This is a genomic window from Verrucomicrobiia bacterium, assembly GCA_036405135.1.
GTDB lineage: Bacteria > Verrucomicrobiota > Verrucomicrobiia > Limisphaerales > JAEYXS01 > JAEYXS01.
Genome location: DASWYF010000034.1, coordinates 30,194 through 56,539, shown reverse-complemented (window position 1 = coordinate 56,539; position 26,346 = coordinate 30,194). Strand labels below are relative to the sequence as shown.

Below are 26,346 nucleotides of genomic sequence, written 5' to 3'. Positions count from 1 at the left end.
ACTGGCAGCCATATTGCTGATTATGCTGGTGACTGGCAATGTCCGGAGCGCAGAGACTGGGTTCCAGGGCATCAAGGTGAAGAGCATCGACGGCAAGGAGCAATCCTTGGGCGAGTATAAAGGCAAGGTGTGGCTGGTGGTGAATGTGGCGTCCGAGTGCGGGTTGACCGGACAATATGCCGGGCTGGAGGAGTTATACAAAAAGTATAAGGACAAAGGATTCGTGGTGTTGGGTTTCCCCTGCAATGACTTCGGCGAGCAAGAGCCGGGGGCGGAAAAAGAGATCAAACTTTTTTGCCAGACCCGCTATCAGGTGACGTTCCCGATGTTCGCCAAAGTGAAGATCACAGGACAGGGGAAGCATCCATTGTATGAGCAACTGACGGGAAAGAGTTCACCATTTCCGGGAGATGTCACATGGAACTTCGCGAAATTCCTGGTGGGCAAGGACGGCAAGATATTGAAACGATTTGATCCGGATGTGGAGCCGGACACCGAGGAGATGAGCAAAGCGGTAGAGGCGGCATTGGCTGCGAAATAATCGTTCGCGCAAAACTTTTTTAAGGTGAGGGCTTTACGTGAGGCCATTTCCGAAGCACAATACGGACAGCAATCAGCAGATATATGTCAAAGGTTAAGCACATCGCTTTGTTTAAGTTTAAGCCGGAAGTGACGGACGACCAGATCACGGACATCTTTGATCAGGTTCTTAACGCCACGGAAGAGATCCCGGGCATTGAAGATTACGTTTCGGGTCCGAATAACAGCCCCGAGGGTTTGAACCAGGGTTACACCCATGGTTTTGTGATGACTTTTGTGGATGCCGCTTCGCGCGATGGCTATCTCACGCACGCGGAACACGAGAAGATCAAGCAACTCCTGCAAGCCAACGTGGATTCTGTGCTGGCGTTTGACTTCGAGCTGTAAGCTCACTTTTTCACCGCTTTGAACATCGCGAGGCACTTCTCGCGTTGTTCAGAGTGGTCGATGATGCGTTTCACGTATCCAGTTTTGGCAAAGAGGGGATATTCCCAGGGTTGGTGGATCACCGCACTGGGAAGTGTTTTCAGTTCCGGTATCCATTGGCGGACAAAATCGCCATTCGGATCGAATTTTTCTCCTTGGGACACTGGATTGAAGATGCGGAAGTAAGGAGCCGCATCGGTGCCTGTCCCTGCGCTCCATTGCCAGCCGCCATTGTTCGCCGCTTTGTCGCCATCGACCAGCTGTTGCATGAAGTAGCGTTCACCGCGCTGCCAGTTAATCATCAGATCTTTTGTCAGAAACATCGCCACGATCATGCGCAGGCGATTGTGCATGTTCCCGGTGGTATTCAGGCAGCGCATGGCGGCGTCTACAATGGGGAAACCTGTCATGCCATCGCACCAAGCCTTGAAGTGGCTTTTGTTATCGCTCCATTTCAGATTGTCATATTCCGGGCGAAAGGCGCCTTTGCTTACATGAGGAAAATTGGCGAGAATTTGTGTGTAGAATTCCCTCCAGATCAATTCGCTGAGGAATACATCGCAATTTTTTGCTTCATCCGCTGTGGCACTTGTTTTGCGTTTGGCTAATTCGGCCAATATGGTGCGAATGCCGATCGTGCCGCAACGCAAGTGCGGAGAAAGCTGAGATGTGCCGTCCACCGCCGGATAATTTCTTTGCTCCGCGTAACGATGAACGCTGTGTTGCAGGAAATGCTTCAATCGCTCCAATGCCGCACGTTCGCCAGCTGCACCGATTGTCTGCGAGAGCGGGAAACCGAACTCATTCGGGTCCAAAGGCAAGCGATCGCTCTTGATGTCAGGAAATTTCTGAGTGGAGGCTTTTAATTTTGGACGGGGAGCAGGGACCGGAAAAGCCTTCCAGGCTTTGGAATAAGGCGTGAAGACAGTATAAGGGTTGCCGGTCTTGGTCAGGATCTCCTTCCGCTCCCAAACCACAGCGTCTTTGAATATCCGAAAAGGAATATTCACTTTGCTCAAAGCGGTCGCGATTTTCTCATCCCTCGCATCAGCATAAGGTTCATAGCGTGCATTGCAGAAGACAGCTTCCGCTTTCAATTCCTTCGCCAGTAGTGGAATTAGTTCAATGGATTTGCCGCAGCGGATGATCAGCGGGTAACCGAGATGCTCCAAGTTCTTACGCAGTGAATCCACCGAATGCAGCAGGAAAGCGGCACGGGCTGCACCCACATCGGGACCAGTTTTGAACGCATCCTCCAGGATGAAAACAGGGATGATAATTTCCGCCTGACGAGCAGCTTCGCTCAAGGCAGTGTTATCGCTCACGCGCAAATCCCGGCGGAACCAATGGATGACCCTTTTCACTGCCGCCAACGTAGCAGAGCTTTTCAAGGTGACAATTATTCCTGTCGCTTGCGATGCCGCAGTCTGCACGCTAGCTTGAGCACACTAAATTTTCATGAAAGCAGCCTTCATCAACGAAACCGGACCGACGGATAAAATCATTTACGGCGAATTGCCGGTGCCGCAGCCGACTGGCACACAAGTTCGCGTCAAGGTCGGAGCAGTTTCCGTCAATCCCATCGATACCTATATTCGCGCGGGCATGATTGCGATGGCTCTGCCCAAGCCATTCATCATCGGCTGCGATGTCGCAGGCATGGTGGAAGCGGTCGGTCCCGATGTGAAGACGCTCAAGGTAGGCGATCGTGTATGGGGAACGAATCAGGGATTGTTGGGACGTCAGGGTACTTTCGCCGAACAGATTGTGGTGGAAGAGCAATGGCTCTATCCGATTCCATCCGGTGTTAAAGATGAGTGCGCAGCGGCGGTCGCACTGGTCGGTATTACGGCTCATCTGGGTCTGTTCCGTGATGCGAAGCTGCAAACTGGTGAAACGATTTTCGTGCGAGGTGGCACAGGTGGTGTCGGCTCCATGGTTGTGCAGATGGCCAAGGCAGCGGGCGCGCGGGTCATCACCACAGCCGGTAGCGAGGACAAAGTTAAACTGGCCAAAGAACTGGGAGCAGACCACGTCATCGCTTATCGCACGCAGAAACTGGATGAGGAGTTGAAGAAACTTGCGCCATCGGGCGTGAATGTCTGGTGGGAAACTCTGCGCGAGCCGGATTTTGATCTGGCAGTCAGCACGCTCACAGCGCGTGGACGTATGATTCTCATGGCGGGCAGGGAAGCGCGTCCGCCGTTCCCCGTTGGCCCGTTCTATGTAAAGGGTTGTTCGTTGTTCGGTTTTGCCATGTTCAATGCGACACCGGCGGAGCAGCAGCATTGCTCGGTGGATATCAATCGCTGGCTGCTCGAAGGTAAATTGAGATCCCGCATTGATCGTGTGCTGCCGTTATCTCAAGCGGCGGAAGCGCATCGTTTGCAAGAGGAGAGCACCCTGCAAAAGTCCGGGGCGCTGGGTGGCAAAATCGTGTTGAAGCCGTGAGACGGATTACAGGCTCAACATCGGCGCAGGCACGAGGAAGGCGTGTTGTTCAAACAAACTCAGCACGCCGTTCCATGAAAGGTATTGCGTCAGATAAACGGCGAATACGTAGAAGAATGCGACTGGTAACGCACCCAACCTGGCAACCCAACGGAAAAAGAAATGGCGTGGTTGTTCTCGTTTCAGCGCTCGTCCAAGCGCCCACCCCGTCAACAGACGGGCGGGGAATATGAACACCACGAAGAGGAGACTGGGCAACCAGGCGATTTCCTTGGGTGGAAATTCAATCTTCAAAAGGTACAGCGGTATCGAGAAGAGCACCGTGATGAAGAGTGCCGTCCAGAAGGCGACAGGGGCATGACGGAACAAATGGCGAACACGTTTTAGTTCAAACATTGCCGCGAAACGGTTCTCCATGGCGTAGTATGCCTGCACGAACGGCAAGTAAGCTGCCACAATCAAAAGCAGTCCTCCACCAAACACGCTGACCAAGAACGCCACGCCTTCTGGCAGCTTGCTGGCAAAAACCAAAATGCTCACCGGGATGAACAGCCAGATCAGACCGCCTAAAAAGCCTAAACCGCCAAGCTTGAAATAATAACCCAACCGAAGACCGGCCAGATAATCCATCACTCTGGTTTGAACACCATCAAACTTGCCGTCTTGCCTGAGCCATTTGTAGAAGCGGCAGGGAGCGGGCCAGAAAAAGTGGCGCAACTTGCCGCCACGCAGGCACGCCCAAAGGACATGCACGACAGTGAGGATCATCACGATAAATAAAGCCACCCGCCAGCCGATCGCGGTTTTGCTGCCGCTGGCGATGAGCTCCGCATCCTGCCACATGCCGGAGACGAAGCGCACCGGCCAAAACATCAGCCAGGAACCGAACACGATCCGGCCAAAGACAGCAGCTTTGCGAACACCAATGAAACCGTCACGAAGCCGCTTGGTGCGTGCTACCCGGCCGCTTACCTCAAGGAAATAGCCTAACGTGAGAAAATTCAGGAAAGGGATAACCGAGAAAACCGCGATGGTGGCGATGAGTGTGATGGCCCCAAATATCCATTCAATAGTTGAACTGATCCAACGCACCACACGACCTGCAAAATTCCGGATACGCTTGCCGAAGCTCGCAGACGTAATCGCCACCGGGACTTCCGACCCCTGAGGCGACGGAGCCGATTGTTGTGCAGGCAATTCTAGCGTTTCGTTCATCAACCAGTTCAAGGTGTATGACGTCTGGGAAAGCAGCCGGTTACGGCTTATTCACTCCTATATCCCTCAGCGGGAGAAATGTCGCCAAAAAAGGAGCTCCATTGTAACCGAAAGGCTGAAGCAACGTCATCTAGCGTAAGGCCAAGCCTTTTCAGCCGATCCCTTGCGCGGGGGAAAAGTTCTGTTGTCAGAACCTGTCTAGAGGTGAATAGTGCTGGAATATTTAAGCACAAGTCGCATCCGATGAACGATGCCAACCCAGAGATTTCGTCGTCGCCAAACCGATCTGGTAAATGGCGCACAGCGGTATTTGCAGTGATTTGTCTGGTGCTCGCCGGGAGTGTCTTGTTGCCTCTCTGGCGAAACAAACCCCCTCCTGCGCCCAAAAACTTCCAAAGCAAAACACAACCGGATGCCGCATTTGCAGATGTGGTCGCACGAGTGGATGCTGCTTTTGAGAAAGAATGGCAGGCGGCCAGTGTGAAGCCGGCACCAGCAGCCCCCATCCTGACTTTGGCGCGACGTCTCTCGCTTGGCTTGACCGGGACATTGCCTTCCTTGGAGGAAATACGCGCGCTGGAACAGCAGCCCGCCGAACTGGCCTTGCAATGGTGGCTGGCCCGCCTGCTTGAAGACCGCCGCTACAGCGATTATCTGGCCGAGCGCTTCGCCCGGGTTTATGTAGGCGTTGAGAACGGTCCGTTCCTGATCTATCGCCGCCACCGCATGGTGGACTGGCTCAGCACGGAGATCCAAAAGAACCGGCCTTACGATGAAATCACCCGTGAACTCATCAACGCCAACGGTATTTGGACAACCCAACCAGAAGTGAATTTCATTACCGTCACTGTTGATCAAAACAACAAGAAGCGTGGACCTGATGAAATCAAACTGGCCGGTCGAGTCTCGCGAGCTTTCCTTGGTGTCCGATTGGATTGCGTGCAATGCCACAATGATTTCATGGGAGGCTCGTGGGAGCAGAAACACTTCCATGAACTTGCGGCCTTCTTCGCGCCAGCTGAGATGTCCATGACGGGTGTCAGGGATAGCAAGAAGAAGAAATACGAATTTCGTTATCACGGTAAAATGGACGATCAGGTGGTTTCTCCAAGGGTTCCATTCAAAGAGGAATTGCTGCCGCAAGAAGGTGCCTTGCGAGAGCGTTTGGCCAAGTGGGTGACGCATCCGGAGAACATGGCATTCGCCCGTACCACGGTGAACCGCATCTGGGCGCTGATGTTTAATCGCCCGCTCGTGGAGCCGATTGATGATATTCCTCTGGAAGGAACGTATCCCCCGGGCATGGAAATCCTTGCCCGAGATCTGGTGGTAAATCATTACGATCTGCAAAGGCTCATCCGCCTGATAGCCGCGTCGCGGGTGTTCCATTTGGACAGTACCACGCGCGATAGCGAGCACCATGTGACGGATGCGCAGGAGAAACTCTATGCTTCATTCCCCATCACCCGTCTGCGTCCTGAACAGGTTGCGGGTGGTATCATTCAGGCATCATCCTTGCGAACGATCGATGCGGAAGCACACATCTTGTGGCAGTTGACACGCTTCTTCCAGCAAGGTGATTTCGTGAAGCGTTATGGTGACATCGGTGAGGATGAGTTCAACCAGCGCAGCGGCACGATTCCTCAAAGGTTATTGATGATGAATGGCAAGCTGGTGGATGAACGCTCTGATGAGAACATCGTGATGAACGCTTCGACACGTATCGCCTCACTCGCGCCTGATGATGCTTCAGCCGTGGAGACGGCCTACCTCTGCGCTTTGACGCGACGGCCTACCGCCGCCGAGCAGGATCACTTCGTGGAACTGTTGAAAGGCATCAAGGGAAAAGCCCGGTTCAGGGTCATGGAAGACCTGTATTGGTCCTTACTGAATGCCACCGAATTTTCCTGGAACCATTGAGAAGCGTGACGATATGATTTCACCAGAGATGAATCCGGGTTGTGGAACGATGGATCACTTTTCCCGCCGGACCTTGTTGAAGGCGGCAGGCCTGGCTGGACTCACTTGGCTTACACCGCTGGGGCAGATACTCGCATTGGATGCAGAGAAGAAAAGTGAGACGCGGGCGCAGTCCGTCATCGTGCTGTGGATGCAGGGCGCTCCCAGCCAGTTGGAGACATTCGACCCGCATCCAGGCTCGACCATCGCCTATGGCACGCGGGCCATCAAGACTTCGTTGAAGGATGTGCAGGTGGCGGCTGGTCTGGAGCAGACGGCGGGGATTTTGTCGGATATGGCCTTGGTGCGTTCGGTGGTGAGCAAAGAGGGCGATCATGAGCGGGCCACCTATAACATGAAGACGGGTTATCGTCCGAACCCGACGATCTTGCATCCGGCTATTGGTGCGATCATCGCGCACGAAATGCCGGATCAAAAGATCGAGATCCCCACACACATCTCCATTTTGCCCGGGCAATGGCCAGCGAGAGGCGGGCATTTTGGCGCGGCGTATGATGCATTCAAGACGAACGACCCCGCCAATTCTCTTCCCGATTTGAAAGCCAAGGTTGATGCGAAGCGCCAGGCGGTGCGGATGAAGAATCTCGATGTGGTTGAGCGCGCCTTTAGCCAAGGCCGACAGCCCGATTTTGACGCCACCAAGACATTGCATCAACAAACGATGCACAAGGCGGCGAACATGATGACCTCGGACCAGGTGAAGGCGTTTGATGTCTCGCAAGTACCCGTGGCCGAACGAATGGCTTATGGCGACACGGCGTTTGGTCGCGGCTGTCTTGCAGCGGTGCGCTTGGTGGAGCGGGGTGTGCGCTGTGTGGAAGTGACTTTGAACGGCTGGGACACCCACACGAACAATCATGAATCTCAGGGCAAACTGGTAAATATACTTGACCCGGCATTGGCTGCGCTGATGACGGATCTGAAACGCCGCGACCTGCTGGACCGCACCATCGTGCTATGGGGCGGCGAATTCGGTCGTACGCCCAAGCTGAACCCGCTCGAAGGCCGCGATCACTGGCCGCATGGCTTTACAGTGGCGATGGCGGGTGGCGGCATTCAGAGCGGACGCGTGGTGGGAGCGACCGATCCCAAGGGCGAGAAAAAAGAGCCGCAGAACCCGGTGCTGGTGGAAGATATTCACGCCACCATCCTGCATGCGCTGGGCATCAACCACGAGAAGGAGATTGTGACACCCATCGGGCGGCCCATCGCTTTGAGCGAAGGCACAGTGATCAAGGAGTTGCTGGCATAGTTTTTTTAAGGGTGCTGCATCTCGAAGCGATCCCTAGTCCGGCAATACCAATGCGGGGAGGCCATGCGCCCGATGATGTGCAGTTCCTCACTCTTGATCCGCAGTCTGGTGGCATCCACCAAGGTGTCCCGCACGTGAGCACGTTTGATCTCGCCGATGACGATGCGGTTATTGCCGATGTGTAACGTTCCCCATTCCGTGCATTCAAAGCTGGCGGGGGATTCCGCGATGCGTGGCGGTTTTACGGTGAGGGAAGGAGCAGCGGTCAGTCTGGCCAACGTCAGTTCATTCTCACCGTAGGCCAGGGCGGTAGCGCATTTGTTCATGGCTTCAGCGATCGGTTCATCCACCAAGTTCACGACGAACTCATGCGTCGCCCGGATGTTGCGGGCGGTGTCCTTGGGAGTGCCGTCATCGCGGTCGGCCGGGGCGAAGGCTACGATGGGCGGTTCATCACCTAGGATATTGAAGAAGCTGAACGGGGCGGCATTTACTTTGCCATCAGGACTCAAAGTGGTGACCAAAGCGATCGGCCTCGGGGTGATGAGGCTGGCCAGAATAGCGTAGGCGCGTTCTTTATGGGCTCCTTCAAAATCGAAAAGCATGGGTGAACTATGTCTGCGATAAATGCACCTGTCACTTCAACTAGGCATTTTTGGCACTGCTTTTTTGATTGATGTCCCGGTTGGGAACTCCAAGATTTCGCCATACATCACTGAATATGGGAGGAGAATCACTAGCTAAGTGTTCGTGTGTGGCTTGTGGGACCAATCTTGCGTTTCCACTGGAATCTGCGGGATTGGAGATCGATTGCCCGACTTGTGCCAATCGTACCACTCTATTCATGCCAGATACGCCACCTTCTGAAGTTCCAGAAACACCACATATTTTTGAAGAAGAGCCAGAAAGTAATCTCAACGCCACATTCACAGGATCCATAACACCGTCTCCTGTGGGGTTCTTGTATAAGCTCGGCATGATCGTCGTGTTGGTCACCATGGTCATCCTGCCGATAATCTATTTTGCCCTAATCGGCGCGGCCGGGTGGGGAGTTTATCTCTGGGCGACGAAAGGTAATTTCATATTTGAAGGAGGAGGTGGCGGGCGGGCGATGCTTCTCAAGCTGGCGATCTATCTGACGCCCTTGTTCAGTGGGATTGTGGTGGTGCTGTTCATGATCAAGCCCCTGCTGGCTCGACGCGCTCCACCACCGCACCCGCTCGGCTTGAGCAAAGATGCAGCACCGGCCTTGTATGAACTGATCGAAAAAGTCTGCATCATAGTAGGTGCACCAAAACCAAGCCGGGTCGATGTGGATTGCCAGTTGAATGCATCCGCCAGTTTCCGGCGCGGCATGCAGAGTTTTTTCAGTTCAGATCTGGTGCTGACCATTGGCATGCCATTGGTGGCAGGTTTAAGCGCCAAACAGCTAGCGGGTGTGTTGGCGCACGAATTTGGTCATTTCACCCAAGGCTTCGGCATGCGTTTGACCTATGTCATTCGCAGCATCAACGCGTGGTTTGCCCGCATCGCATACGAGCGCGATGAATGGGATATGACCTTGGAAGAGTGGGGCCGGACTGAGGATTTTCGAGTCAGCATCATTGTCAACCTTGGCCGTCTGGCCGTCTGGTTTTCCCGGCTGATTTTGAAAATTCTCCTGTGGATCGGTCATGCGATCGGCTGCTTCATGCTCCGGCAGATGGAATACGACGCAGATAGTTATGCGATCCAGCTTGTCGGTAGCGAGACAGTTGAAAGCACAACCAAACGTCTGCATACGATGGGCAATTCGCTGGAGCTTGCTTACAAGGCCATGCGCGTCCCCTGGAACAATGACCGCCGCTTGCCCGAGAACTTCATGGAGTATTTCACGAATACAGATGCCTTGGTGCCATTGCAGAAAAAAATCGATATAGAAGACCGTGTGGGACTGGGCAAAACCGGATTCTTTGATACGCATCCGGCTGATGGCGACCGTATTCGCAAGGCACGCCAGACTCAAGCGGACGGGGTATTGCATATGGATGGTCCGGCATCATCCCTTTTTGCCAGTTACAATGGCCTATGCAAACAAGTGACCTTGTTGCACTACACGGAGGATTTAGGCATTGAAACGGAACTGGCCAAATTCTACCGGCCAGAACAGGAGGGCAAGGCGGAATCTTCAGATGCGCCAGCTACAGATGAACCGCCGAAGGAAGAGCGGCGCAAACTGGTGGTAGGCGGTTTGAAAGTTCGCACTCATGCCAAGACTGAAGGCGAATAAGAATTCCCTTCAGGTGAGCATTGCCTCGGCTCCGGATATACCTTTAATTAAGTCATGCGTTTCCTCCTTGGATTGTTTCTGGCACTGACCTTGTCTGCCCAAGCAGCGGAGAATGTTCCGATCTTGGTGTATGGAAGCACACCCGCAGGCATAGCGGCTGCAATCGGTGCGGCGAAGGATGGTGAGAATGTTCTACTGATAGAACCGACACCCCGCATCGGTGGGTTGCTGACACATGGGTTGTCCCATACGGATTTTCATGTGCTTGAGGGCATCACGGGCACCTATCTCGATTTCTGCAAACGCGTCGAAGCGTATTACCGCCAGACTTATGGCGAGAATTCGCAGCAGGTGAAGGATTCGTTTCGCGGGGCGCACGGCGAACCGAAGGTGAACCTGATGATCCTTGAGCAGATGATCAATGAGCAGCCTCGCATCAAGGTGAAGAAATCGTGGGTGCTTGCTTCAGTGGAAATGGATAAACCGGGTGAAGGACGCAGTATCGAAACAACCACTTTCACCGATGCTCAAGGCAAGCGGCACGAATGCAAAGCCAAGGTGTTCATCGATGCCTCCTATGAGGGTGATCTCATGGCTGCAGCGAAGGTGAACTATCATGTCGGACGGGAAGGCAAAGATGTTTATCGTGAAACATTGGCTCCAGAAAAGAGCGATGGACAATTGCAGGGCTACAATTTCCGCTTTTGCATGACGCAGAATCCGACGAACCGGGTGCTGCCCAAGATGCCAAAGGGATACAAGCGTGAGCAGTTCGCGGGTGTGTTGGAGTTGTTCGCTAACGGCAAGCTGAAAAAGATCTTCGGGTATAACGAAGCGAACATCTACAAAGCGCACATCCCTCCGCTGCCGAATGGCAAGCACGACATCAATGATCAGTCACGTGGATTGGTGCGCCTGTCATTACCGGGCGACCAGCTTGGCTGGCCGGAAGGCGATGCCAAGGTGCGTCAGGGGATCTACGAGTATCATCTGCTGTGGAATTTGGGGCTGCTGTATTTTTTCCAGAATGACCCGGCGGTGCCCAAGCATCTACGCGAGGAAGCGTTGACTTGGGGTTTGTGCAAAGATGAATTTGTGGAGACGGACAACATTCCGGGACAAATTTACGTGCGTGAGGCGCGCCGTATGATCGGGGTGCATGTCTATACGCAGAACGACACGCAGCATGCGCCCGGTGATGCACGCGGCATCCTGCATACAAATGCCATCGCATTGGGTGAATACACGCACAACTGCCACGGCACCTTGCATGAAGGCTCGCACTTTGGCGGCAAGCACACGGGCGAGTTCTATCAGGCCACGCCGCCTTATCAGATCCCGTATGGCGTTCTATTGCCGAAGGATGTGAAGAACCTGCTGGTGCCGGGGGCGGTGAGTTCTTCGCATGTCGGTTTTTGTGCGCTGCGTTTGGAACCTATCTGGACTTCGCTTGGCCAGGCATCGGGACATGCAGCGGCACAAGCCGTGAGAGCAAAGACCGACGTGCGGAGCGTGAATGTGCCGAAACTGCAAAAGCGTCTGCATGAAGTCGGTTCCGGCACCATCTACACCACTGATGTGCCGCCGGTACATCCTGATTTCGCCATGGTGCAATGGTGGGGCACAGCGGGTGGGCTGCATGGACTCGCGCCGATGCCAGACAAACCGGGTGCGCGCGGTAAGAAGATCATCAGCCAATATCACGAGAATTATCCGGGCCACGAGGTGGGACTGGATAAAGTTCTCGATCCAGAACTCGCTGCGCGTTGGATGAAGCTGGCGACGGGCTTGGGGATCAAAGTGGATGCGATCAAAGCGGACGGCAAGATGACGCGTGGCGAGTGGTTGCGGACGATTTATAAAAAATCATCGGCTCAGTAAGATTTTTCACTTCTATCGGTTGCTAATTCTTCACGGTGTAGTAAATTATGCGCGTGATGAATTTATTGCCACTGCAAGTCTTCTTGCCAGCTACCGGAACTAATCCGGGCAGCGTGTATTGTGGCGTCTCATTGCACCGCCTTTCGGCCTTCCGCGCTTGCGGGAGCTGACAGGGCCGGCTTCTAGCAGCCTTTCTCAGCTCCCTTCTTCAACGGTTATCTTATCTATATTCGCATAGACCGGTTGTCTCTGGTCTGTGCCCAATCTCTTTATGGAAAAATTGTGTCATGAAATTGATCGTATCGGAGCGGGATGCACGGCGGCTGAAGCTGCTGATCCAAGCCCGCAAACAGGGAAGAAATGGAGTCTCGGCTGAGAATTTGCATCGGCTGGAGCTTGAGTTGGAACGGGCACGCATTGTGCCCGATGACGAGGTGCCGGAAGATGTTGTAACCATGGATTCCACCGTGGAACTGGAGGATATCCAGAGTGGGGAATTGATGACTTACACGCTGGTGTTCCCCGAACGGACGGACATCACGCTCGGTCTGGTTTCAGTGCTGGCCCCGTTGGGTACGGCGATGCTGGGTTATCGCGAAGGCGATGAATTCCGATGGCCGGTGCCGGGAGGGATGCTGTCCTTGAAGATATGCCGCGTGAAACGGCAACAAACAGCGCAAATATGGCGCCCAGACACTCCTCAACCACGAAAGGATGATCATGTTGAACACGCTTAATCCGATAGATCACGTGGCGTGGGTGCGCCGGGGCAACAGCCGCTGGATCGTGCATCATGGTCTGGGCAAGAATGCGCAGGCGTATATGGAGCATCTGGAGAGGGAAGACCCAGAGCGCCTGGCACGCTCCTGTCGAAACGCCTATCTGATGGTGCATCGCTGCGATCCGATGGAAGATCCGAAGCCGTGGTTCTACGCCGGATTGTTCAGTCTAGTGAAACCAGAGGAAGCCAAGATATACTTGGCGAATCACTGGCTTGTCACCATGTGCGTAGGATTGGTGGAAACGCCGGAAAAATCCCTGATCCAACTGGATGCAGTGTGCGAACTCACGGTGGAGAAGATCCGCCGGATACGGGAAGCGGTGGATCTGCTGCCGGTTTATGAGTAAAAAAAGGCGTGAGTTGTCTTTCGGCAACTCACGCCCTTTGGTTAAATAAATCGACTATTGAGCTTTCTGAGCAGGCGCAGCCGTATGCACCGGATTGGCGCGACGCTCGGTGATGGAGGCCACGATATCCGCGATGGCCTCATTCGTCGGCTTGGTGCCGACGTTGCCTTTGCCGTGGAGGCGGATGGCGACGCTGTCGTTTTCCAGTTCGCGGGTGCCGAGGACGAGCATGGTGTGGACCTTGGCGTGCTCGGCGTTTTGGATCTTGGCCTTGATGGGTTCGGCGCCGTAATCGCCTTCGGCACGGACCATCTTGCCGCGGAGTTCGTTCACGATGGCTTTGGCGTGGCCGACGAGTTTGTCGTCATCACCGATGGTGATGACGCGGACTTGATCGGGTGCGAGCCAGAGCGGGAAGTTGCCGGCGTAATGCTCGATGAGGAAGCCGATGAAACGCTCATGCGTGCCCAACGGGGCGCGATGGATGCACAGCGGGGTCTTGTTCGTGTTGTCGCGGTCTTTGTAAGTGAGGCCGAACTTGGCGGGCACGGCGAAATCCACCTGGTTCGTGGCGATAGTGAATTCGCGGCCGATGGCGCTCCAGACTTGCACGTCGATCTTCGGGCCGTAGAAGGCGGCTTCATTCGCCACTTCCACGAAGTTGATGCCGGACTCGATAAGCACCTTGCGCACCATGTCTTCCGTCTTCTTCCACAGCTCGGGTTCGTTGACGAACTTCTCGCCGAGGCGTTTGGGATCGTGCGTGCTGAAACGCATCTGATATTTCTCCAGACCGAAGATCTTGAAGTATTTCAGATACATGTCATTCACCGCCCGGAACTCGTCGGCGAACTGTTCCTCGGTGCAATAGATGTGCGCATCGTTCATGTTCATGGAACGAACGCGCATGAGGCCGAACAATTCACCGGACTGCTCGAAGCGATAGCAGGTGCCGTATTCCGCGAGGCGCAGGGGGAGATCGCGATAGCTCTTGGGTTCTGCCGCAAACACGCGATGGTGATGCGGGCAGTTCATCGCTTTGAGGTAGTAAGTCTCAGCTAAAGGAAGCTCACGCAATGCACGATTGGAGGAACGCAAATCGTTTAATGAAGATGAAACATTATCTGGCAGCTTGTTCATGTGCTGATGTTCCGCAATAATCTGGTCCATCAACGCATTAGGTTCTCCCTCCTTGGCCATTGCGTCAGTTATCTGGCTTCCAGCCCAACCATAGACAGCTTTACCAGCTTCATTCTTTTTGGCCTCGAGTTCTCTACGCTTCGAGGAAAACTCATCCATCACCATCGGCGGAAACATGCTCTCCGCATAATATGGCAAATGGCCGGACGTCTTGTACATCTTCTCGCGGGCCAGATGCGGCGTTTTTACGCGCACGTAGCCGGCGGCGAATTCGGTTTCTTTCGCGAGCTTTTCCAGTTCTTCCACGATGGCGGTGCCTTTGGGCAGCCAGAGGGGCAGGCCGGGGCCGGTGAAGTCCGGGTCCATGGAGAAGAGGCCCATTTCCTGGCCGATCTTCCGATGGTCGCGCTTCTTGGCCTCTTCAATCATGTTGAAGTAGGCTTCCATCTCCGTCTTGTTCTTGAAGGCGGTGCCGTAGATGCGCTGGAGCTGCGGGTTCTTCTCATCGCCCTTGTAGTAGGCGCTGGCCACGTTCGTGAGCTTGAACGCGCCGATGTTGCCCGTGCGCATGACGTGCGGCCCGGCGCAGAGGTCGATGAAGTCGCCGTTCTGGTAATAGGAGATCGCTTCGCCTTCCGGGATGCTGTTTAGCAGGTCCAGCTTGAAGGTGCTGACGGTGCCACGTTCGGTGAGCGCACCAAGGCGGCCGCTCTGGGCATCCTTGATGGCTTGCTCGCGGGTGACGACGATCTTCTGGAAGACGTTGTTCGCCTTCGTCTCCTTTTTCATCTCCGCTTCGATGGCCGGAAAGTCTTCCGGCGTGATGCGGTGGGTGAGGAGGACATCGTAGTAGAAGCCGTTCTCGACGGGCGGGCCGTAGGCGAACTGGGCATCCGGCCAGAGGCGCAGGATGGCGGTGGCGAGCACATGGGCGCAGGAGTGCCGGAGGCGCTCCAGATCGGACATCTTGTTGCGTTCGTCGAGAGTCTTACGTTCGTCTTGCATAAAGTCTGGGGGATTTTTAACCACAGATGGACACAGATGGACACAGATAATTTTCCGGTCCGTGAGCCTCAAAGCTGTAGTCGTTCGTATTCGAGGCGGGCGTGCTTGAAATTTAGGAGGAGGCCGACGCGGAGTTTGGTTATGCGCAGGTAGTTGAGCATCTGGCCGCGCTCATGGTCGGTAATGCGGTCGATGACTTTGGTGTCCACGATGATTTTATCATAGGCGATCAGGTCGGGGATGAATTTGCCGATTTCGTGATTCTTGTAGGTTACCTTGAAATTGCGCTGCTGATCGTAGGGAATGTTGTTCAAGCGGAATTCCACGGTCAGGGCGTTCTCATACAGCTTCTCGTTCAGGCCATGACCGATCTCGTTCAAGATGGCAAAGGAGAATCCGATAATGGCGTGCGTTTCCGCTTTGTAGAGCGGTTCTGGACGTCCGTCAGGATTTCTATCTATGTCCATCTATGTCCATCTGTGTTTATCTGTGGTTTAACTTCGATTCTCCAAATAAAAACGCCTCGAACCGGGCAGGTTGAGGCGTTGGCGTTCGGGATGTCCCAAACGCCTAAATCGTCGTTGTCGTGGTCAGGCCACAGATCATGGTGGGCGGAAAGTAGGGGAAAGGGGCGGAGGGGCCAAGTTCAAAGTTGGAAAGGGGAAAAGCACGCGTTGACTCAAATAAAAGACACCAGAGGATAAAATGGCTGATGAGATTTGGTTCGTGAGAGGGACGCAAACCTCCCGGCGCTTTACATTGCCTGCTATCCATCACCTGTTTCTGGTGCTTTGCTCCAGAATGGCTCAGGACAGGCTCTAGGCTATCTTGGGCACCTTGTTCTTCCCATACATCATCTGCATCTTTACCAGCGGGAAATTCTTCCCCGGGCAAACCGTTCTTCCGGGCTCCACTTCCTTGTGGATGGTGAATTTCAGCTTTCTGCCCCAGGTTGCGCCTTTCAGGTAGTTGATCAACTCACTCAGCGCGGCGACTTGCTTTGTGGTAGGCTTGGTTGCTTCGAAGTTTCCCACCATGCAGATGCCGATGCCTACCGCGTTCATATCCTCGCGATGCACATGGCCGCCGTTCAGTTGTTTTCTCCAGCGTGGCCCGATCTCGATCTCGCCATCGCCGGAATCCACACCATTGCCGATGACGAAGTGGTACGCGAGGCCGTTTTCCATTCCGCGTTCGCGATGGGCCCTGTCGTAGATGGTCGCATTTCCGTATTTGATTGCGCTATGATGAACCACGATCCAGCGCCAGCGGGTGGATGAGATATTGAGGGCAGAGGTGGCAGATCGGACATTCTTCGTGTAGAGGTAAACCGGTTGTTTTTTGGTTGTTTTCGCCCCGGCCGAAAATGGAATAGTGGTTGCGACTGTGAATCCGCCAAAGATCAATGCGCGCAGAAAATTTCTGCGATTGTGCTGAAGACTAACTTTGCCTTCATGCGAATGGACGGGCAGGGGATTATCGCTGGTTTCTCGTGCCTTAAGCATCACAGACCACTACAACCTGAGCCAGCCACCCGAACAAGCCTTAATCTGGATTGCGAACAAAGTCGCGATCGTGTGTGAGCGCTTGATTCCATCGCCGAGGAGCAAGGTAAAAGAAAAAGACCGGCAGAGTGATTCTGCCGGTCATTGAACAAATCCTGCTGCTCTTACTTTGAGATGGAGAGGAGTTCCACTTCGAAGACCAATGTTGCATTCGGCGGGATTGTGCCGCCTGCGCCACGCTCGCCATAAGCGAGTTCCGAAGGGATCACGAGTTGCCACTTGGAGCCCACCGGCATGAGTTGCAAAGCTTCCGTCCAGCCTTTGATCACCTGGCCGACTTCAAATTCTGCCGGTTCATTGCGCTTATAGGAGCTGTCGAATTCCGTGCCGTCAATCAACGTGCCCTTGTAGTGCGTCTTCACCAGACTATCAGCCTTGGGCTTCGGTCCGGTACCCGCTGTGATCACCTTGTATTGGAGGCCGCTGCCAGTCGTCACCACGCCCGGTTTCTTCTTGTTTGCTTCCAGAAATGCCTTTCCTTCTGTTTGGTTCTTGGCTGATGCCTTCGTCGCCTCTTCTTGCTGCTTCTTGGCCATCTCCTGCTGCACTTGCATGAACACCGCTTTCAGTTCTTCCTCGGAAATCTTGGGTGCAGCTCCGGAAAGCCCGTCCTTGAATCCCTTCATCAAAGCATCCGGGTTGACCTCGAGACCTTGCTTCTTGAATGTCTTGCCCATGTCCAAACCGATGCCGTAGCCCAGCTTGTCCTTAGTGTCTTTTAGGGTAGGGTCCGCTGCATTGACCGCCGCGGCGGCGAGGGAGACGGCGAGGATCGCCGCAGTAACGTGTTTCATTTATTCTTTCTAGACCTACGACGACATTGCCGCAGGGAGTGCGCGAACGCTACCAGACACATAATGCCCGTCAACGGTTTACCCGTGTTTCGAAAGCGTTTGCCGGTATTGCAGTCTAGTTCTGCTCGCGCACTTGTCAAAAGGGGATATTCCGTTCAATTCAAGGATTGCCCTTGCACTCATCCTTGCGTACCGTTTCAGTCATACCCATGAAGCCCTATAACGCCATCGCGCAAGGCAGCTTTCGGGCAGTTTTAGTTGCTTTTGCGCTCGCTGCTTCTGGGGTTCAGGTGTCCGCCAGTGAAGTCCACCTCGCCATCGCCGAAGATCGCGTTGATGACGCCATCAAGCTGATGGAAGCGGATCCGAAGCTTATAAAGGACAAGGATTCTCAACTGAACAAGCCGCTGCATCTTGCCGCTTTGAGAGGGGCCACCAATGTCGTCTTTTTTTTGATCTCCAAGGGCGCTGATGTAAACGCCCGTAACAAGTTCGGACAGACTCCGCTGCATCGGACTATGATCAATGGCAATCTCGCGATCGCCAAGGCACTGGTGGCTGCTGGGGCGGAGGTCAATGGCCGGGACAGCCAGGGCGTCACACCGATTCATCTGGCGGCTCAACGTCGGCACGACGAAATCGTCCGGCTGCTGCTCGATCACAAAGGCGAGTATGATGCCCATGATGCTTTCCGTCGTCGTCCGTTACATATGAGCATCATGGGTTCGAGCGCCGAGGCGATGGCAGCATTGATAAAAGCCGGGGCGGACTACAAGTTTGTGGATAATTTCGGAAACAACTACCTTCATCTCGCTGCAGGCGGTGGCAGCCCGGATATTGTAAGACAACTCCTTGAATTGAAGCTCGACGTCAATTCGCTCAATAAGGACAAATTCACCCCGGGCCACTTCGCCGCCCAAAACGGCCACAAGGAAACCTTGGAAGCACTTGATAAATCGGGGGCTGATTTTAGCCTTAGAACTTCAAGCGGAGCCACCCCTATAGACTTGGTCCGCCGCGTACGGCCTCCTTTTCGCATGAGCAAGCACGACGATGTCCAGCAATTTTTGGAGTCCTGGCTCAGCCGTCCCACCAACGCTACTAAAACAGCCTCCTCGCCAGCCAGCCCCGGACAATGACCTGCATCTCAGATGTGAACATAAGCGTACGTGAAACAGGCATAAACTTGAAACTCTAGGCAAAAGTTTTCCCTTCCCAAGCCGTTCCCTGCTAGTATCTTCTCGCGACTGTCTTTTACAGGCGGAGAATGCTATATTGCCCTTCGCCGTTTGAACTGTCGAAGCATAGTTGTAACAGCATGGATTCAGCGCACATACGTAATTTTAGCATCATTGCTCACATCGACCACGGCAAGACTACCTTGTCGGACCGCTTGCTGCATAGCACTGGCACCGTCGCCACACGCGACATGTCGGACCAGATGCTCGACGCGATGGATTTGGAAAAGGAACGCGGTATCACCATCAAGGCGCATCCGGTCACGATGCTTTACAAGGCCAAGAATGGTGAGACGTATGAGCTCAACCTCATCGACACTCCAGGCCATGTTGATTTCGCCTATGAAGTCTCCCGCAGCTTGAGCGCGTGTGAAGGTGCCTTGCTCGTGATCGATGCCGCCCAAGGCGTCGAAGCGCAGACGGTGGCCAATTACCACCTCGCTGCGAAACAGAATCTCACGATCATTCCCGTCATCAACAAGATCGACCTCGGCCATGCGAACGTGCCACAAGCATTGCAGCAGTTGGAAGACGTGCTTGCCGTGCCGAGTGAATGGGCCATCCCATGCAGTGCCAAGCAAGGCATCGGTATCATCGATATTTTGGAAGCGATCGTTGAACGCGTTCCGCCACCGAAACCGACTGGCGAGAAAAGCCTGCAAGCGCTCGCGTTCGATTCGTACTACGATACCTACAAAGGCGTTGTGACTCATGTGCGCGTCTTCAATGGTGAGTTGAAGCCCGGCATGATGGTGAAGCTCCTGCACTCCGGCCAAAACTTCGAAGTGAAGGAAGTCGGCAGCTTCAATCCGAAGCCTTACATCCGCGAGAAATTGGAAGCTGGCGAAACCGGTTACATGACCGCGAATATCAAGAGCGCGGCTGATGTGAAGATGGGCGATACCATCACGGACGCCCGCAATCCATCCGGTGAACTGCCCGGTTTCAAAGAGATTCATCCGATGGTGTTCAGCGGCATCTATCCGATCAATACGGCGGATTACGAAGCGCTGAAAACTTCGATGGCAAAATTGAAACTGAACGACTCCGCGTTCGTGTATGCCACCGAAACCTCTGTGGCTCTCGGCTTCGGTTTCCGTTGCGGCTTCCTCGGCTTGCTCCATTTGGAAATCGTGCAGGAACGTCTGCGTCGTGAATACGACATGGACATCATCGCTACGTATCCCAGCGTGGTTTACAAAGTTTACATGACCGACGGCACGATGAAGGAAGTCGACAATCCATCCTTCATGCCGGACGTGACCTACATCGCGAAGATCGAAGAACCGATGGTGAAAGCGTTCGTCATCTGCCCGAACGAAAACATCGGTGACATGATGGCGCTCATCTCTGAAAAACGCGGCGGTGTGGATCACACGGAAACGTTGGATTCCAAGCGCGTGATGATGACCAGCCTCATCCCGTTGAACGAGATCCTCATCGACTTCCACGACCGCATCAAGAGCATCACCCGCGGTTTCGGCTCCATGGATTACGAGCCGGATGAATACATGGAGAGCGACATGGTGAAGCTGGACATGCTCGTGAACAGCGAGCCAATGGATGCGTTCTCATGCATCGTGCATCGTTCCAAAGCCGAAGGGCGTGGTCGCACATTGGCGGAGAAATTGAAGGAAGTCATCCCGCGCCAGCAGTTCCAGATCAAGATTCAGGCGGCCATCGGCGGCAAGATCGTTGCCTCCGAAGCCATCAGCGCCTTCCGCAAAGACGTGACCGCGAAGTGCTACGGCGGTGATATCAGCCGTAAGCGCAAGCTGCTCGAGAAGCAGAAGGAAGGTAAGAAGCGCATGAAGTCCATCGGCAACGTGAACATCCCGCAAGAGGCGTTCATCGAAGTGCTCAAGTCTTAAAGAGAAAAGGGCAGGGGAATGTTGCTGCTACGCTGGTTCACTTCCAAAACGGTCCGCCACGCTGTGGACATGCACAAGCATGTCCGCAAACTCTTGCGGGCTCAGTGCGACCTGCTCTCTTCCGAGGCCATCGGCAACATCACGAAAGCCAATTCAGAGTTGAAGTTGGCGGTGGATTCCGCCGCCAGCTCCGAAGTGCTCCTTCAAAAAATGAAGGATCTCGAGGATGTGGCCAATAGCAACCTCAAGCCGTATTCAGACGCTTCCATGCGCGAAAACGTCGAGGTCTTCCTCGTCGCCATCGCCGTAGCCGTGGCCATCCGGACATTCGTCCTGCAGCCGTTCAAGATTCCTACCGGCTCCATGCAGCCGACCTTGTATGGCATCACACACGAGAACTTGGTCACTGCGGAGAATCCAAACCCTGTCGTTCCCGGCTTTTTCCAGCGCTGGAAGGAAAAGGTTTTTGAAGGGGCCAGTTATTATGAGATCAAGGCTGAGGTGGACGGAGCCTTCACCGGTGATGTCTCGCTGAAAAAGATTTTCCCGCTCGTTAAACGCTTGGAGTATGGCTTGGGTTCAGCGACCTTTTTCATGCCTCCAGATGATCTTCCGAACCGTTTGCGCTTCGAATTCGGACGCCAGTATAAGAAAGGCGACACGATTGCTTTGGCTAAAATCAAAAGCGGCGACCATCTTTTCGTGGACCGCCTGACCTATAATTTCTGCCGACCGCAACGCGGCGACATCTTCGTGTTCGCCACCAAAGGCATCCAAGGCCTCCAGCAGGATCTGTTTTACATCAAGAGACTGACGGGGATGCCCAATGAAAAGATTCAAATCGGAGCGAACCAGCATCTGGTCGTAGACGGCAGGCAGTTGACCGCCTCAGACCGGGGATTTGAGAACGTCTACAGTTTCAGCCCTTACAAGGTCGAACTGGATAACAACCAATATCAAGGCCACGTGAACTACGTGACCGCCAAGAAGTATCCGACCCCGCAAGGATACCCGCGCTCGTTGGCTTCGATATTTCAGGACGAAACCGTCACATTTCCCATCCGCCCAAAACATTACATGGCCATGGGTGACAACACGCTGAACAGTCTGGATTCCCGAGACTGGGGCGATTTACCACAAGAAAACGTCATCGGCCGCTCATATTTCGTCTATTGGCCATTAACCAGCCGGTTCGGCTGGAAGACCAAGTAAACCAAGCATTTACGTGAAATCCATATGCTAAGCCACGCAGCTAAATATTTCGCACAATGTTTGTTATATTTAATTTGCAAATAGGCTAAAAATGACTCAAATCGGACCAGTTTTGTTGTTTTGGCTGCTTTCGTTTTGCACGCCAGAATTTCTACTAAAGCCACAAAATTGTTGCAACACTTTTGTGGCATTAGTCACAATAGTGAATATATGGGCGGCTTATACCACTATTCTTTTAAGATGGGTCGCAGACCGAAAAACCCGCGCCGAGACCCCCTCGGCGCATGGCTCCATTATTTACGTAAACAGGCCGGACTGTCGCAGGAAGAAGCGCAGGCAAAACTATCAGCGCGCCTCGGTGAAGAGATTTCAACATCCGCTTTTTCAATTTGGGAACGCAAAGGCAACCTTGGAGGCAGGGACATCATCCCCGCCCTTGCCGAGACGCTTGGCGTGACCATAGAGCAGCTTTTGCGGGTCCGACGCACCAAGGACGGGAAATACATCCCGGTTGTGCCCACAGCCGAAGAGGAACAACGACTTCACATCATAGGCGAGCGGAAGAAATGGGATTGGACACCACCTGAGACAATGCCCAAGGGCATAGAGGCCCAAGGCAGCTACAAAAAACACCACTTCGACGGAGCCGACGGCAAGCCCTTGCCAGAAAAACCGGTCAAGCGCAAAAAGCCAAAAACCGGTGATAAACCCCAAGATGAGCAGGGGACCAACCCAACCAGTTAGCCCCCTGCCCTGCCCTTTGTTCGCGCCCCCGCTCATGCCGTGATGCCGTAATCACTCAGCCGGTCCACCGGCACAGCCGGGAGAATTTGGTCATACGGATAATCCCCCGGACCTTTCGGCAGGAACACCGCGCCCTTACGCGGCTTGTCCGCGAACGTCGGCCACCACGATTCAGGATTCACACCTTCCCACTCGCCCGCGCCGCGTTGTGCGAGCGGCACGTCATTGGCCCGCGCCACGTTGCTTGCCGTCATGCCCAACACGGACAAATCCCGGTAGAGCAACTGGTTCGATTTCACCGGGTCCGCATTATCCTTGTTCGCGAGGAATTTCTTAAGTGCCAAGAAACCCACCACGGCGAGGCCCAAAGTAATCAGTGCATTTTTCATGGTATCAGTTCAGGTTCGGATTCACCGCCATCGGCTGGTTAATCAGCCCGTAGGAGTCCCAACAGCCCCGCGCAAAGTCCATATCGTTGATACGCGGCATTTGTTCCGGCGACAGGCCGAACGCCACAGATCCCGGTAAACGGTCCCCAGTGGCCACGGGAGGCACCACAAGGCCCGTATCAACGTTCACGTCACTCTTTGCCCGATACGCGGGCGTAGTCTGCCCCGGTTCGCGCCCGGTGCGTTTCCAAAGGAGATAGGCCGCGATGGCCAGACCGATGATGATTAAATTTTTCATGCCGTTTGCTCTTCCACCACAGTTTGCAGCGCAGCCCGATTCTTCCGCAGCCGGGAGATGGTCGCGATGGCTTCTTTCACCTGCGGATTGTTCGCCTCTTCCACGCCCGCAATCACCGTGTTCAACATGTCCCGGTTTCCATTCGCACGCTTAGTGGCCACTCGCGCCCACCAGCCGAGGCCCGCCGACAACGCCGCCAGCCCCCATTCCACAAACGGAGCCGTAGGCGTGGGATTCAGCTTCGTATTGAGCGAACGCGCACCAGCAATGCCCTTATCCCAAACCGGGTTTACGTCCACCGTCACTTGCTCCACCCAGTTGGTTACGAGCTTCGCCGGCGAAACCACTTCGACACGCCCCGCAGCTCGCGTGACATTGCCAGCCGCGTCCACCAGCTCAGGCACGTCCACGACGTTCGTTGATCCCGGCACCATCACAACTTGCGGCACGGAATTCGTCGTGTAAGCCATCGGCTTCCACGGCAGACCACCAGCACAACCGGACACCATCACGGCCACGAAGGCCACCAATACGAGCGAGAGAATCTTCTTCATACAGTCGGGAACGGAACAACATTTGCCGCCGCTTGCTGTTTCGGCGTCAGGGTCAGTTTCAACGCATGCAGCTCCATGCGTATCGAGATGATTTGTTTGGTGACGTAAACCGCCCACGCGGCCACGCCCGTTGCCAATATGCCCACCACCTCAGCAGGCAAAACTATGTCAGCCAGAATCATGCTTTTAACGATTTCACCAGTTGCACCACAAGGAACAGGCCGAGAAGGAACGCCGCCGCGATGCTCCACTTTTTAAGTGAACTCATGCTTTCCGGGTCATCTTCACCCGTGACGAAATTTCGCGCCGCAGTCGCCGCGCCCGCCACGTCATCAGTCACGCCCTTGACGAACATTTCCGTAACGGAAGTAGAGCCCACCACCACAGGCGGCAAGCCCGCATCAATGCGCTTTTGGTCTGCCAAGCGGTCATTCTCTTGGAGGACGTTGAAGCCGGGAAAAACCTGCTTTTGCGCACGCGTGAGGAAATCAGTCACTTCCGCGACGCCATACCAAAAACGGTGCGTCTCCGAATCGAAGGAGACAGCATCCAACGGAATCACGCGGCCCGTAGGCAGCAGCACCGAACCGATTGCACCAGTCGTTTCGCTCATAATTTACGCAGCAAGAAGAAGATCACCACGCCACCGATTGCCAGCGCACCCACCAGCACAGGAATATTGCTGGACGACGCATCCACTTTGTTGCCATCACCAATCGTGATGACCGGCCCACGGTTGCCCGCGCCAGACTCCATACGGCCAGCAATTTCTTGCTTCGTCGTCTGCTCGTTCTCATTGCCGGACTTCGCCTGTCCGCCTTGCAACGAAGTTCCGCCGCCGCCCATCGCTCCCATCAAAGGAATCATCTTTCAGCCTTTCCGCTTGAACGCCCACAAGAGCGCAAAAATTAGAATCACCGCAATCACGCCCTGAATGGCCATCTTCTTTATCGCCTCCGGGTCGCCGTTCAACGATGCCGTGAGGTTGCCCAAATCCAGCGCACCGCCACCACCAGACCCTCCCAACGACACCACCGTGTTTCCCGCGTTCTCAATCTGGTGAGTTTCGGTGATGTTCGTATTGTAGCTATCCGCAATGTTGTTCGTCGTCGTGTTCGTCGTTTGAGACGAATACTGTGTGGACTCGCTATCCGTTGAAAAAAATCCGCCAAATTCTGCCATAACTAGATGCTTTCGTACTGGCTCACCACTTGCGCCCCAAGGAAGATGCTTTGCCCGCTGTTCACGTAGTTCCCTTGGTCAATATCCATGCGAATGCGCTGGCACTTCACATTGAACTGATAACACGGCACGTAGAGATAATTGTTCGACGTGGTATTCGTCAGTTTGATGTAAGGTTGCGGCCCCGCTACCGGGTAATCAGGATCACCGTAGGAAATCGCCGTCCGGTTGCCACCGACACCGCCAAGCGTGACTTCAAACGGCAGCACCAACATATCCCGGTTATTCAGCATGAACCGCAGGACGCCCCGGCAGCTCACCAAACCGCCACCGTAAGGCTTGGACACGCCCGCAGCCAGCCAGACGTAACGCCGATACATGTCCACCGGCACACTGAAATCAAACACGATAGGCGGAGGCGTAGCACCGCCCGCCACGAACAGCTCAAAACGCGCCTGCCTGTCGCCGGAAAAATCCGACATGCTCACCAACCGAACTGGAGGAGCTTCAATCATTTCACCAACAACAATTCCGCCACGTTTTTTGCCGCAGTAATCGCCGCCTGTTTTTCCACCGGCAACGACTTGCCCTTTTCCGTCAGCCGTTCCGCCACCACCACTTTTGCCCGTGCAAGGTCCACAACAACCTTGTCCATCGCCGTCAGCTTCCACGCGTTCCGCAGCTCGCGTGTCGGCGGAAAATCTTTTTCGTCCACCACGAACCAGCTCAGGCCGTCAGGCACCACCGACTTATGACGGCCAAGCCACGCCGCCTCAGTCTCACCAACTCGCGGCACATCAGCCGGAATGACGATGCACAAAGCCCCTCGCTCATCAGTGTAAACTATGCGCTTCATGTATTGATAATGGCGACTGACCCCAACGGCCAATCTGTCGGCGTGATGACATTGCTAGCGAGCGTATAGATCCGCACCGCCGTCGTAGTGCGCGTGATGAAGTCGTGATTTTCCATCCCAACCCAACCGGCATTCATCGCGCCAGCCAAAGCCCGGCCATTCATCACCACGCCATAGTTGGCATCAGTCACCGCATCAAAGTTAATCGTGTAGTCCCCCGCCCCGTGGTCCGTGATGCTGTTCACCCCGGAAGCCTTCACGATTGACGGCGTGCCCGCCGCCACCGCGAACAGCACGTAACGCTTCACTAGGTCCAATCCACTACCCCCGCCGCCAGTATTTCCGATGAAGGGCAT

30 protein-coding genes are annotated in these 26,346 nt (G+C 54.5%); 13 read left to right on the top strand and 17 right to left on the bottom strand.

What is annotated here, in order from left to right; translation table 11 throughout:
- Positions 1–22: 22 nt before the first annotated feature.
- Together VGH19_16250 and VGH19_16245 are read left to right on the top strand one after the other, a co-directional pair.
- Positions 23–541, top strand: coding sequence for a glutathione peroxidase (locus VGH19_16250; protein ID HEY1172921.1), 519 nt, complete (start codon positions 23–25; stop codon positions 539–541).
- Positions 542–624: 83 nt separating this feature from the next.
- A complete protein-coding gene (locus VGH19_16245; GenBank protein ID HEY1172920.1) occupies positions 625–927 on the top strand; it encodes a Dabb family protein in 303 nt (100 codons plus the stop codon).
- Positions 928–929: 2 nt separating this feature from the next.
- On the opposite strand, the gene VGH19_16240 is transcribed toward VGH19_16245, so the two are convergent.
- Entirely contained in the window at positions 930–2,357 is a 1,428-nt protein-coding gene (locus VGH19_16240; protein ID HEY1172919.1) for a deoxyribodipyrimidine photo-lyase, read from the bottom strand.
- Between the two features lie 67 nt (positions 2,358–2,424).
- On the opposite strand from VGH19_16240, the gene VGH19_16235 reads away from it, so the two are divergent.
- On the top strand, positions 2,425–3,417 hold the full coding sequence (locus tag VGH19_16235) for an NADPH:quinone reductase (GenBank protein ID HEY1172918.1): 993 nt from the start codon (positions 2,425–2,427) through the stop codon (positions 3,415–3,417).
- A 6-nt stretch (positions 3,418–3,423) separates the two neighbouring features.
- Here the strand turns inward: VGH19_16235 and VGH19_16230 are convergent, their stop codons facing one another.
- On the bottom strand, positions 3,424–4,644 hold the full coding sequence (locus VGH19_16230) for a hypothetical protein (GenBank protein ID HEY1172917.1): 1,221 nt from the start codon (positions 4,642–4,644) through the stop codon (positions 3,424–3,426).
- Between the two features lie 231 nt (positions 4,645–4,875).
- On the opposite strand from VGH19_16230, the gene VGH19_16225 reads away from it, so the two are divergent.
- Together VGH19_16225 and VGH19_16220 are read left to right on the top strand one after the other, a co-directional pair.
- On the top strand, positions 4,876–6,552 hold the full coding sequence (locus VGH19_16225; protein ID HEY1172916.1) for a DUF1553 domain-containing protein: 1,677 nt from the start codon (positions 4,876–4,878) through the stop codon (positions 6,550–6,552).
- A 13-nt stretch (positions 6,553–6,565) separates the two neighbouring features.
- Positions 6,566–7,864 (top strand): DUF1501 domain-containing protein, encoded by a 1,299-nt coding sequence (locus VGH19_16220; GenBank protein HEY1172915.1) that lies wholly within the window; start codon positions 6,566–6,568, stop codon positions 7,862–7,864.
- Between the two features lie 5 nt (positions 7,865–7,869).
- On the opposite strand, the gene VGH19_16215 is transcribed toward VGH19_16220, so the two are convergent.
- Entirely contained in the window at positions 7,870–8,469 is a 600-nt protein-coding gene (locus tag VGH19_16215; GenBank protein ID HEY1172914.1) for a flavin reductase family protein, read from the bottom strand.
- Positions 8,470–8,585: 116 nt separating this feature from the next.
- On the opposite strand from VGH19_16215, the gene VGH19_16210 reads away from it, so the two are divergent.
- The 4 genes from VGH19_16210 to VGH19_16195 all read left to right on the top strand — a co-directional run bounded on the left by VGH19_16210 (position 8,586) and on the right by VGH19_16195 (position 13,142).
- Entirely contained in the window at positions 8,586–10,133 is a 1,548-nt protein-coding gene (locus tag VGH19_16210) for a M48 family metalloprotease (GenBank protein HEY1172913.1), read from the top strand.
- Between the two features lie 54 nt (positions 10,134–10,187).
- On the top strand, positions 10,188–12,014 hold the full coding sequence (locus VGH19_16205; protein ID HEY1172912.1) for an FAD-dependent oxidoreductase: 1,827 nt from the start codon (positions 10,188–10,190) through the stop codon (positions 12,012–12,014).
- Between the two features lie 287 nt (positions 12,015–12,301).
- Positions 12,302–12,751: a nucleoside diphosphate kinase regulator gene (rnk, locus tag VGH19_16200; protein HEY1172911.1), complete on the top strand. Its 450-nt coding sequence runs from the start codon at positions 12,302–12,304 to the stop codon at positions 12,749–12,751.
- Complete coding sequence (locus VGH19_16195) at positions 12,735–13,142, top strand: hypothetical protein (protein ID HEY1172910.1); 408 nt, start codon at positions 12,735–12,737, stop codon at positions 13,140–13,142. The genes rnk and VGH19_16195 overlap by 17 nt, the downstream gene beginning before the upstream one ends.
- A 54-nt stretch (positions 13,143–13,196) precedes the next feature.
- Here the strand turns inward: VGH19_16195 and VGH19_16190 are convergent, their stop codons facing one another.
- The 4 genes from VGH19_16190 to VGH19_16175 all read right to left on the bottom strand — a co-directional run bounded on the left by VGH19_16190 (position 13,197) and on the right by VGH19_16175 (position 17,646).
- Positions 13,197–15,287, bottom strand: a complete 2,091-nt coding sequence (locus VGH19_16190) for a threonine--tRNA ligase (protein ID HEY1172909.1) — start codon at positions 15,285–15,287, stop codon at positions 13,197–13,199.
- Between the two features lie 68 nt (positions 15,288–15,355).
- A complete protein-coding gene (locus tag VGH19_16185; GenBank protein HEY1172908.1) occupies positions 15,356–15,754 on the bottom strand; it encodes a GxxExxY protein in 399 nt (132 codons plus the stop codon).
- Between the two features lie 351 nt (positions 15,755–16,105).
- Positions 16,106–16,792: a peptidoglycan recognition family protein gene (locus tag VGH19_16180; GenBank protein HEY1172907.1), complete on the bottom strand. Its 687-nt coding sequence runs from the start codon at positions 16,790–16,792 to the stop codon at positions 16,106–16,108.
- Between the two features lie 164 nt (positions 16,793–16,956).
- Positions 16,957–17,646 (bottom strand): FKBP-type peptidyl-prolyl cis-trans isomerase, encoded by a 690-nt coding sequence (locus VGH19_16175; protein ID HEY1172906.1) that lies wholly within the window; start codon positions 17,644–17,646, stop codon positions 16,957–16,959.
- A gap of 209 nt (positions 17,647–17,855) precedes the next feature.
- On the opposite strand from VGH19_16175, the gene VGH19_16170 reads away from it, so the two are divergent.
- The 4 genes from VGH19_16170 to VGH19_16155 all read left to right on the top strand — a co-directional run bounded on the left by VGH19_16170 (position 17,856) and on the right by VGH19_16155 (position 22,711).
- Positions 17,856–18,785 (top strand): ankyrin repeat domain-containing protein, encoded by a 930-nt coding sequence (locus VGH19_16170; protein ID HEY1172905.1) that lies wholly within the window; start codon positions 17,856–17,858, stop codon positions 18,783–18,785.
- A gap of 179 nt (positions 18,786–18,964) precedes the next feature.
- Entirely contained in the window at positions 18,965–20,755 is a 1,791-nt protein-coding gene (gene lepA / locus VGH19_16165) for a translation elongation factor 4 (protein HEY1172904.1), read from the top strand.
- Between the two features lie 18 nt (positions 20,756–20,773).
- Positions 20,774–21,967, top strand: coding sequence for a signal peptidase I (lepB, locus tag VGH19_16160; protein HEY1172903.1), 1,194 nt, complete (start codon positions 20,774–20,776; stop codon positions 21,965–21,967).
- A 120-nt stretch (positions 21,968–22,087) separates the two neighbouring features.
- On the top strand, positions 22,088–22,711 hold the full coding sequence (locus tag VGH19_16155) for a helix-turn-helix transcriptional regulator (protein HEY1172902.1): 624 nt from the start codon (positions 22,088–22,090) through the stop codon (positions 22,709–22,711).
- Between the two features lie 32 nt (positions 22,712–22,743).
- Here the strand turns inward: VGH19_16155 and VGH19_16150 are convergent, their stop codons facing one another.
- Genes VGH19_16150 through VGH19_16105 form a run of 10 tightly spaced genes read right to left on the bottom strand, consistent with a single transcriptional unit; the run spans position 22,744 to position 26,346 of the window.
- Positions 22,744–23,100: a hypothetical protein gene (locus VGH19_16150; GenBank protein HEY1172901.1), complete on the bottom strand. Its 357-nt coding sequence runs from the start codon at positions 23,098–23,100 to the stop codon at positions 22,744–22,746.
- 4 nt (positions 23,101–23,104) lie between these two features.
- Complete coding sequence (locus VGH19_16145) at positions 23,105–23,398, bottom strand: hypothetical protein (GenBank protein HEY1172900.1); 294 nt, start codon at positions 23,396–23,398, stop codon at positions 23,105–23,107.
- Positions 23,395–23,952, bottom strand: a complete 558-nt coding sequence (locus VGH19_16140) for a hypothetical protein (GenBank protein HEY1172899.1) — start codon at positions 23,950–23,952, stop codon at positions 23,395–23,397. The genes VGH19_16145 and VGH19_16140 overlap by 4 nt, the downstream gene beginning before the upstream one ends.
- Positions 23,949–24,134, bottom strand: a complete 186-nt coding sequence (locus VGH19_16135; GenBank protein HEY1172898.1) for a hypothetical protein — start codon at positions 24,132–24,134, stop codon at positions 23,949–23,951. The genes VGH19_16140 and VGH19_16135 overlap by 4 nt, the downstream gene beginning before the upstream one ends.
- Complete coding sequence (locus tag VGH19_16130; GenBank protein ID HEY1172897.1) at positions 24,131–24,565, bottom strand: hypothetical protein; 435 nt, start codon at positions 24,563–24,565, stop codon at positions 24,131–24,133. Before VGH19_16130 ends, VGH19_16135 begins: the two co-directional genes overlap by 4 nt.
- Positions 24,562–24,819, bottom strand: a complete 258-nt coding sequence (locus VGH19_16125; protein HEY1172896.1) for a hypothetical protein — start codon at positions 24,817–24,819, stop codon at positions 24,562–24,564. Before VGH19_16125 ends, VGH19_16130 begins: the two co-directional genes overlap by 4 nt.
- Before the next feature lie 3 nt (positions 24,820–24,822).
- Positions 24,823–25,134, bottom strand: a complete 312-nt coding sequence (locus VGH19_16120) for a hypothetical protein (protein HEY1172895.1) — start codon at positions 25,132–25,134, stop codon at positions 24,823–24,825.
- 2 nt (positions 25,135–25,136) lie between these two features.
- Positions 25,137–25,616, bottom strand: coding sequence for a hypothetical protein (locus tag VGH19_16115; GenBank protein HEY1172894.1), 480 nt, complete (start codon positions 25,614–25,616; stop codon positions 25,137–25,139).
- A gap of 29 nt (positions 25,617–25,645) precedes the next feature.
- Positions 25,646–25,990 (bottom strand): hypothetical protein, encoded by a 345-nt coding sequence (locus VGH19_16110; GenBank protein ID HEY1172893.1) that lies wholly within the window; start codon positions 25,988–25,990, stop codon positions 25,646–25,648.
- Positions 25,987–26,346, bottom strand: coding sequence for a hypothetical protein (locus VGH19_16105; protein HEY1172892.1), 360 nt, complete (start codon positions 26,344–26,346; stop codon positions 25,987–25,989). Before VGH19_16105 ends, VGH19_16110 begins: the two co-directional genes overlap by 4 nt.